This window comes from Deltaproteobacteria bacterium (assembly GCA_016931625.1).
Taxonomy (GTDB): domain Bacteria; phylum Myxococcota; class XYA12-FULL-58-9; order XYA12-FULL-58-9; family JAFGEK01; genus JAFGEK01.
In genome coordinates this window covers 1-7,840 of the sequence record JAFGEK010000033.1, presented here as the reverse complement: position 1 = coordinate 7,840, position 7,840 = coordinate 1, and the positions used below count along the sequence as shown (strand labels likewise).

At 38.5% G+C, this 7,840-nt stretch carries 8 protein-coding genes and 1 pseudogene; 4 read left to right on the top strand and 5 right to left on the bottom strand.

Annotated elements, in window-relative coordinates; translation table 11 throughout:
• Nucleotides 1-270 precede the first annotated feature (270 nt).
• The 3 genes from JW841_02965 to JW841_02955 are packed head-to-tail and all read left to right on the top strand — an operon-like array spanning nucleotide 271 to nucleotide 1,971.
• Nucleotides 271-684 (top strand): hypothetical protein, encoded by a 414-nt coding sequence (locus JW841_02965; protein ID MBN1959883.1) that lies wholly within the window; start codon nucleotides 271-273, stop codon nucleotides 682-684.
• A gap of 17 nt (nucleotides 685-701) precedes the next feature.
• Nucleotides 702-1,115, top strand: coding sequence for a hypothetical protein (locus JW841_02960; protein ID MBN1959882.1), 414 nt, complete (start codon nucleotides 702-704; stop codon nucleotides 1,113-1,115).
• 22 nt (nucleotides 1,116-1,137) lie between these two features.
• Entirely contained in the window at nucleotides 1,138-1,971 is an 834-nt protein-coding gene (locus JW841_02955) for a hypothetical protein (protein MBN1959881.1), read from the top strand.
• Nucleotides 1,972-2,497: 526 nt separating this feature from the next.
• Here the strand turns inward: JW841_02955 and JW841_02950 are convergent.
• From JW841_02950 to JW841_02935, 4 genes are all read right to left on the bottom strand, one after another.
• Entirely contained in the window at nucleotides 2,498-3,097 is a 600-nt protein-coding gene (locus JW841_02950) for a DUF4215 domain-containing protein (GenBank protein MBN1959880.1), read from the bottom strand.
• A 774-nt stretch (nucleotides 3,098-3,871) separates the two neighbouring features.
• Nucleotides 3,872-4,009 carry a hypothetical protein gene (locus JW841_02945; GenBank protein ID MBN1959879.1) on the bottom strand — a complete coding sequence of 46 codons (138 nt, stop codon included), beginning with the start codon at nucleotides 4,007-4,009 and terminating at the stop codon, nucleotides 3,872-3,874.
• Between the two features lie 232 nt (nucleotides 4,010-4,241).
• Nucleotides 4,242-5,414: a hypothetical protein gene (locus JW841_02940; GenBank protein MBN1959878.1), complete on the bottom strand. Its 1,173-nt coding sequence runs from the start codon at nucleotides 5,412-5,414 to the stop codon at nucleotides 4,242-4,244.
• A gap of 80 nt (nucleotides 5,415-5,494) precedes the next feature.
• Nucleotides 5,495-5,950 (bottom strand): hypothetical protein, encoded by a 456-nt coding sequence (locus JW841_02935; protein ID MBN1959877.1) that lies wholly within the window; start codon nucleotides 5,948-5,950, stop codon nucleotides 5,495-5,497.
• A 171-nt stretch (nucleotides 5,951-6,121) separates the two neighbouring features.
• Between JW841_02935 and JW841_02930 the strand changes: the two genes are divergently transcribed.
• A complete protein-coding gene (locus JW841_02930; protein ID MBN1959876.1) occupies nucleotides 6,122-7,219 on the top strand; it encodes a hypothetical protein in 1,098 nt (365 codons plus the stop codon).
• Between the two features lie 129 nt (nucleotides 7,220-7,348).
• Here the strand turns inward: JW841_02930 and JW841_02925 are convergent.
• Nucleotides 7,349-7,582: pseudogene (locus JW841_02925) on the bottom strand (DNA-processing protein DprA).
• Nucleotides 7,583-7,840: the final 258 nt, after the last annotated feature.

Genomic DNA, 7,840 nt, shown 5'->3' with positions numbered 1-7,840 from the left:
TAAACAGAGATATTTAGAAATAACAGGTTTGACAAGCACTTTAGTTTATATTGTTAACGCCAGTTAACGACATGACCTGACTGTGGTTAAAACTTGCAAAGGTTAATTAAATCGCCATGTTAGCGGGTATGAGAAAAATGATCTTGTAAATCTCCGATCGGTAATAAGTTTTTTATAAAATACCAACAACTAAATGATAGAGTTACCGATAAATACTGGCAATAAAGTTGCCGGTTTTGTAACATATTAAAGCCTAAAAGGAAAAATTAAATGCCACCTATTCCTAAATGTAACCATGCAGCTATTGAAGCAGAAGCGCAAACAATACATAATTCTTTCAAAAACTCTGTTATACAAGCTGCCAAAGGTAGATTTAGCGCTGCCGAAGTAATTTCAATATATAACTCTTATTGGAACTGGTCATCTATTTTGCGCTCAAACGCTAAATCAGATCCTGAGAAAGATCAAAGCACCATAAATTATTTTGCTATGAATAAAAACTTAGCTTGGCTACAAAATATGTCGAAGAAAACTGAAAAGGGCGAGCTCACCCAAGAGGCTAAAGATTATAAAATGCTATTAGAAACTATACTCACTACCGATAGAGACTGTGCCAAAAATGCAGTTACTGATAATATGGTACGTGAGCAATACGAAAAAATTTATAAGCAAAATACCAAGTGACTCTGCTATAAGTAATCATGAGTGCAATTCCAGAAGAAATCACCGACAAGTTTCACCCAATCGTAAATGTAGTCATGCCTAGTCTAACTCGTGGTAAAAATGAGCCATATGCCATTGATGCAAAGAGCACGAAGGGTTTGCGTGAATATTTAAAGAACATTAATAATAAACAAGAGCTATATTCTAATATAGTTGAGCTTATAAATTTAGCAGCTTTTTTCGATCAGCAATTAAAATCGCCCGGTGTCTCCCATGCCCTTATAAATGCTGCACAAGTAGCAATTCCAATTCTTATCGCTCAGCATAATTCGCTAGATAAAATTTCTAATCAAGATATAGCCAAGCTAAAAAGCTATAAGCAACTATTTCCTAATGATACCTTGGGTATTAAATGCTCGCCTCCGCTCAAAGAGCTTAAAAATAAGAAATAAATAAGCAAAATGGAGTAGTGCCATGGCGATAACGAGCACAGGTAAAAATTATAATATTCCGTTAAGTTTAACCGCGCTTAAGAACAATGTCGCGCAAGGGGTGCCGTCAGTAAATGTCTTAGGCGAAGAGATTACCAATAACAAAAAAGGCATTTCGTTTTCTGATGCCAGCTTTTATGAAAATGCCTCGACAAGCTGCATTAAGAATACTTCATTCCAAAAAACCATTAATGATTATACTGATCCAAAAAATGCTTTGCATCCTCAAGTAGCTGCAAGGCTAAGCGGGGTGAAAAGACAAATTGCTAATTACAATGAAAAGCAAAAGCTGCCCATAGACCAAGTAGAAATGAATATTGCGCAAGATCCTAGAATGGTAAGAATGCGCAAGTACTCACTGATTAATGGCGAGATAACCGATAAGCAGACTGCCCTATCTGTTCTCGATGGCCTTTATAAAGATAACCGTTCAAATCCCAACGAACTAGCTGAATTCGCTACTCTTGCAAGCATAAAAGCACTGTTTACAGAAGACGAGGCAGATCGGCAGATATTTACCCAGAAGGCTATTCTTTACCAAAAAGAAGCCGTGCGGGTTGCATACTATAAATTTATTTTCAGTGATAAAGATTTTAGAGTGGATGCGGCATTTATGGTTGCCGCAAATCTTTTGGATCTTTCTTATTTATTAGCAGATGATCAAAAAGAGTACAAAGTACAGCTATTAAATAATGCTATTACAATATTAAATTCTTTGCCTAGAGATAATATGAATAAATATGTAATAGAATTAATTGATGGGATACAAACAAAAATAAACGAAACATTAGCAAAGCTTAGTGTCGATAAAAAATAAATCACGCGCTGTGACCAAAAACGTTTACTAAAGCTTTTTTCTCTCGCGTACGATAAATGCCAAAATCTCTATCAATACTGGCAAGGTATTTAATTTTGAGTCTAGCACATAAGGCGATTAAAGCAGTAGCTCCAAAAGCGCGGTTAGCAATTGCTCGGTGATTAACATGCAGGCTTTCTACGAAACGTTAGGCCCCTTCGCGCTCTGCTTGGTTATCAAATACCTGCGTAATTTTACCTGACGGCTTTTTTGGCTATCCGTGTAGCTATATCAATAAGTCGCTTAACACGAAGGGTGTTGCCTAACTTTGCTGCACCGAATTCTGTTTGAGCTATAGCCAAGTAGTTGGATGCCAGACATCAATAAATGTAGGCACCAAAAATATTATTTAAATTTGCAACCATTTAATATTTCCATTTTATAATGAGCAACTATTCGTAATGGGTGGCAACAGAATAAGAAAGTAGAATATCATCGCCACCACCCCATTCGACTATACCGTTAGCACCAGCGTCGTATTGCTTCTCTAATGTCCATAGTTTGGGGTAGCGTGAATCATGAAACTCGTGGATAAAATAAGCTTTAATAGTATTGTCAACATTATATTGTACCTGTTTTGTCCAACTCCACCACCTATAGTATGGTCGGGACCGATATTAATAACTTGAGTATAATTGTCAGAGCAATGATTATAATAGTACAAAAGGCTATATTGATACAAGGTATCGTTGGTGCTGGTTTGCCCATCACCGTTGGCAGCACTATAGGACAGACTTTTAGTCATCGATGGATATGGAATATTTGGACACTCATAATCTAAGTTACATTTAAGCCGACATATTGAGGGCTCATCACTGCATTTCCACCAGTCGGCTTCGATGATGCACTTTGAGCTACAACCATCATCGTTGTTAGAGTTACCATCGTCACATTCTTCTTTTCCACGTAATAGGCCATCACCGCATATGGGAGTGCAAGTAAAAGGAGCTTGTTTTAAACAATTCCATCCAGGTTCAATTTCGCAGATCGCAGAACAACCATCGCCGTTAGTTTTATTACCATCATCGCACTGCTCGTTAGCCTGTATACGACCGTTGCTACAAATGATGCAGTACCCGGAAGGCATACACCCTGGTCGCAATGATGTGTTGTCTCGATACAGTTACTATCAGACAAACAATAACTTCGGCATGCTCCATTAGCACAGGTAAGCTCAAAGAGGCATTCATTATTATTATCACAAGCGCCACCTTCAGCTTTGCGCTCATTTTTATTGCCACATCCAATTGTCGCAATTGATAATATTGGAATTATTAAGAATATCAGTAAAGAAGGCTGTTGTTGGTTCATATTTGCACCTATTGGTATGCAGATAAGCATAATATTTAGAAAGATGTTCAATATAAACCAATTATCGAATTAAAACAATAGGCGGTGTTTGAAATCAGCGTTATTTTAAGTGCCAAACGCCGAATTTTAGCCAAACACCGAATTTAATTTATATATATTTAATACCCCAAGATTCATTGAATCATTTAGTTTAAATCATTAGATTGATGTTGTTTATGAACAAACCAGCGTTTTAAAAAGCTATAAATATATTTACCAAACGCAATTATGATGAATTTCGTGAATCTGTGGGTCGCATGTAACAAGCGTCGCATTGGCTAAGTGGCTTTGCGCCATAAGCATACGATCAAATGGATCACCATACTCACTTGGTATCAGACCTGCTCGCACTGCATGTTCTGGTCTTATATCTAGATTAGTAAAGCCCCTGCAAAACTCGGTGCAAAACGAACTTAATATGAGGTTGCGATACGATATAACCGCGTGAAGGACGACAATAATACACAAGTTTGGCCTTGCGTTGACGCATCCATTTTTTTAAATGCAACAGCTAATGCTTAATTGTATTTACCGTCGGTAGCAGATCACCAAGGCGGCTATCAATTAACGAGCGACCACCATAATCTGCAGAAATCGCTTGGGATAATTGTTCTTGGTTTTCAAGCATAATTGCTAATAAGCTACGCAATTGCTTAATTCTAAAAGCCTAACTTGATGGTTCATGGCAACGAGAAGCTTGTTGTTGCAACATAAAAGCTACTTGTATCTCTTGAATAGATGTAGATTCAATTTGTGTCATAATGTTAACAGCGTAAAGCTATATCTTGACATTATCAACATGGTCATTGACATTAACTTTAAAAATTACTACTGAGATGAAAACTGGGTTTTATAAATTTATAGAGATATAAATTTAATACTTATGAGCCATTATAAACATCATAAAACATCTTTTCCCAAACTGCTTCATTTTTTATAGACAGCTCAACGTAAGTATCGTTTTGTTCATCTTTTTCTTCAATATCACATAATACTGCTTGGTAAAAAACTGCCAGTAATTGTTTCATTTGCACTTTTGCCTCATTGAGATCTTTACTTGCATACGCAGAAATCATCTGCTGCGCAGTATCAAATACTACTGACTTGATTGTTGAGGCCATAAAAAATTTAGGTGTTGGTACTGCTTCTTGTATGATACTGCATAAGAACTTAATAGCTGCCTCACGTTGTTTTTCAGTTTTGGTAAGATCAGCGGTTGCTTTGCAAAAACCAATGGTCATCGAACTTATCAATGTGCCTATACGTTTTGCATACCATTCGTTACGATGCTCAGGAGTATTAGTTGCACTTGGGTCATTTGCCGGGTCAAGCGCCTCGGTACGTAAATAAGCCATTGCTTGTTTGATGGTTGCTAAAGTCTCAGTGTTGCCAGGTCTTGCAAAAACAGCATGCGCAAAAAAGAAACCCAACGCACTTATTTTGGTGATATCAAAAACTGCATTGCTTGATTTATTAGTAACTAGTAGATCAACAATAGTAAGCGCATCGCTGTTAAAAAGCTCTTGTAAATTTTCAACTAACCCATCTCGTTGTCGCCAATTAGAAGCACAGTTTTTTAATGCATAGGCGCCTTCGCGAAACAGCAACGCTTTTACTTCATCAGGGTTTTTTACATCAGCAGAGGTAAGTGTTGCTGCAATACCAAAAAAGCGCTCGATACCATCGGGGGTCATCGTCTTTGAGTTACGCAGCATTGATATAGATTTATGCGGTGGCATATATAGCGCATTGGTTAATAGCGGTAATAAACCGTTATCATACCATTTATTTAAATATTCTACAGCTAGAGTTCTATCTGCTGAAATTACGTGGCAAGCCATTTGCGCGGCAAAATAACTCTTTTCAGGTTCAGATGTTGCCGCCTCTTTTATTGTATCGAGAAATACTCTACGCACTGCAGTAAGACTATTTTCGCCGCTAATTTGTTGCCCTAAAATCATACCAATGCTGGGATAATTTTTACCAGCTATCTCGGCAAAATCTTTTTGCAGGTAATAATCTGCGGCATTAATTGTAGTGGCCAATGACATCATCGCATCAGCGGTTGCGCTTTCTTTGTAATACTCATTGTTATTTCTGCTAACAACATTAACTGCTTGATTAGCTATTTGCGCTAATAGACCTGCCCCAATGCCTTGGTTAGGCGATGTAAATAGGCTGGATCGTCTTTATATACTCTGCATATTTCAATAAAATCATAAGCGCGATTAAGTTCCCACTCTGCTGTGGCGTAATTATCTTCATTTTTTAAAAAGTTAGCTACAGCCTCAGGGTCGCTGTGATTACCAAGCCGAGAAAAAATGCTTGCAGTAGAATCTGCTGCTGTCCATTTTACAGGGGTATAGGTTGAAACCCCAGTAGTGTTTTGCTGCAAACCATAAATAATACTAGTAGAATTTTTTGCTGATAAGTTTGCCGAGGTTTTAGAATTAGGTAGATGCGAGACAACGCTACCATAAACGCCGTAATTACCTGGTAGGTCAGCCTGTTTTTTCAATAATGCTGTGTTATCTGTAGCACTTGGGCCGAGTATCTGCTGTTGACGGTCACTAACATTCTCAATACCCATGTTATCTCCTTAAATGTCAAATAGGCGGTCTATTAAATTTTAAATGCACATTATATCACTGCTATTTGCCATACACATAATCATTAATTTGGGATAAAAAATACAAATATTTTAGCCATCTTATATGCATTTCATTGACCTTTTACACTTACTGATCTTATTTTAGGTCGCATGCGCATAGTAATTATATTGGCTTTTTTGTTATCAGCAAATTCAGCTTATCCGTGTGCCACTTTTGTGTTGCCGGATCATCGCATGCTCGATTTAAAAAATCCACAACCGCAAGCTGTTCCTAACTCTATTCTTGGCAAAAGTTACGAGTGGCATACTGAGTTAGGTATGGTTGTTATCAATAAACGCGGAGTACAAAAACAAGCTTTAGTGCTCTCGGCCACAGACAAACCTGCCACCTGGCAAAGTCGTTACGCTAGCGTTACGTTTAATCAATATGGACGAGAGTTTCCTATAGGAGGCATGAGCGAGCGTGGTATTGTAGTTGAAGCCCTAATTTTACCGCAAACTAAATACTCGCAACCTGATTCTCGGCCTGTCGTAAACGAATTAAACCTAGTGCAATATATCCTCGACCAAGCAAAGTCTACAGAACATGCCTTAAAATTAGCTAAAAAAGTGCGCGTCGCGCCTGTATACGCGAATTTACATTATTTTGTATGTAGTCTTGGCGGTACTTGCGGGGTCATTGAATTTCTTGATGGTAACACGCAAACAACCACTAGTGGTTTTGCAAACACGGTTTTGGGTCTGACTAATTCGCCCATTCAAAAATGTAATAATGCCTGGGCTCGTCGTGACATGAAAAATAGCACCAAACAATATCACCGCTTTATTGATCTATATAAACTGGTGCTTGAAGGCATGCAGGCAAAACCTGAAAATATTGCCGCTGCTTGGGATATTCTTGGTTGGCTAAACACTAACTCCGTAAGCCCTATGCAATGGCAAATTATTTATGAAATCGGCAAAAAACAAGTACACTTTCGTACGCGCAAGCATCACGCGATTAAAACCATAGATTTAAATACGTTTAATCCTGAATGTTCTGCACCTGTAATGATGGCATCTATGAATAGTGAAGCTTCAGGTGATATCAGCAATGCCTTTGTATATTATAACCAAAAGGCCAACCAGTCTTTGGTGGCTAAAACTTTAGGGTTACTAGGCAAGCAATTCTCTGCAGATGCAATTAATTTAATTGCTAAACATCCGCAAAAATTTAAATGCATAAGCTCGGCGACTAAAGCTAACTAGTTATTAATTTATTAAGCTTGCGGCATTCATCAAATGATTAAATAAATATTTTTTTAGGTTGTGAGAGTTCTTTTGCCACCCCACTAGCCAATAACGATTCAATGCCAGAGCGCTCACCACCAACTTCTACTAGCGGAACCCAAATTTCTGTACCAAAACGACGGGCAAAATTAGCAGTGGATAAAGTGCAGTGGATAAAGTGCCAGAGCCAAGAGCCGCTTCAGCAATAACTAAATGCTTTGTTTGACCTGCAATAAAACGATTGCGCATTGCATGACTTGACGCAAAAGTATTAGCGAATGGCGGATGTTCAGAAACAAGCGCACCTTCTTTGTTAAGAATTTGTGCAAACAAACGCCTATTGGCCTACCATTTTCGGGAGGGACAGGTTGCAGATAGGCGGTCGGCGTTGTCGTATGTGTAAGTTAAGGCAAAGTTAATACCGAGTAATTGCCGCGCTTGATAGGTTGTGCGGTTGCGTTGGTCGTAGCCAAAGGTGTCAAGGCCAAAAACTACATCGTCACTCCCGCGTAGGCTTCCACTCCCGTCACTCCCGCGCAAGCGGGAGTCTAGACCTTTTGCTAAATTTTGGGATTGCTGGATCCCCGCGTTCGCGGGGAT

What these genes read in the sequence shown, in the direction of transcription:
- JW841_02965 (MBN1959883.1), top strand. Translation starts at nt 271, where the DNA reads ATGCCACCTATTCCTAAATGTAACCATGCAGCTATTGAAGCAGAAGCG.
- JW841_02960 (MBN1959882.1), top strand. Translation starts at nt 702, where the DNA reads ATGAGTGCAATTCCAGAAGAAATCACCGACAAGTTTCACCCAATCGTA.
- JW841_02955 (MBN1959881.1), top strand. Translation starts at nt 1,138, where the DNA reads ATGGCGATAACGAGCACAGGTAAAAATTATAATATTCCGTTAAGTTTA.
- JW841_02950 (MBN1959880.1), bottom strand. Translation starts at nt 3,097, where the DNA reads ATGCCTTCCGGGTACTGCATCATTTGTAGCAACGGTCGTATACAGGCT.
- JW841_02940 (MBN1959878.1), bottom strand. Translation starts at nt 5,414, where the DNA reads ATGATGTCATTGGCCACTACAATTAATGCCGCAGATTATTACCTGCAA.
- JW841_02935 (MBN1959877.1), bottom strand. Translation starts at nt 5,950, where the DNA reads ATGGGTATTGAGAATGTTAGTGACCGTCAACAGCAGATACTCGGCCCA.
- JW841_02930 (MBN1959876.1), top strand. Translation starts at nt 6,122, where the DNA reads ATGCGCATAGTAATTATATTGGCTTTTTTGTTATCAGCAAATTCAGCT.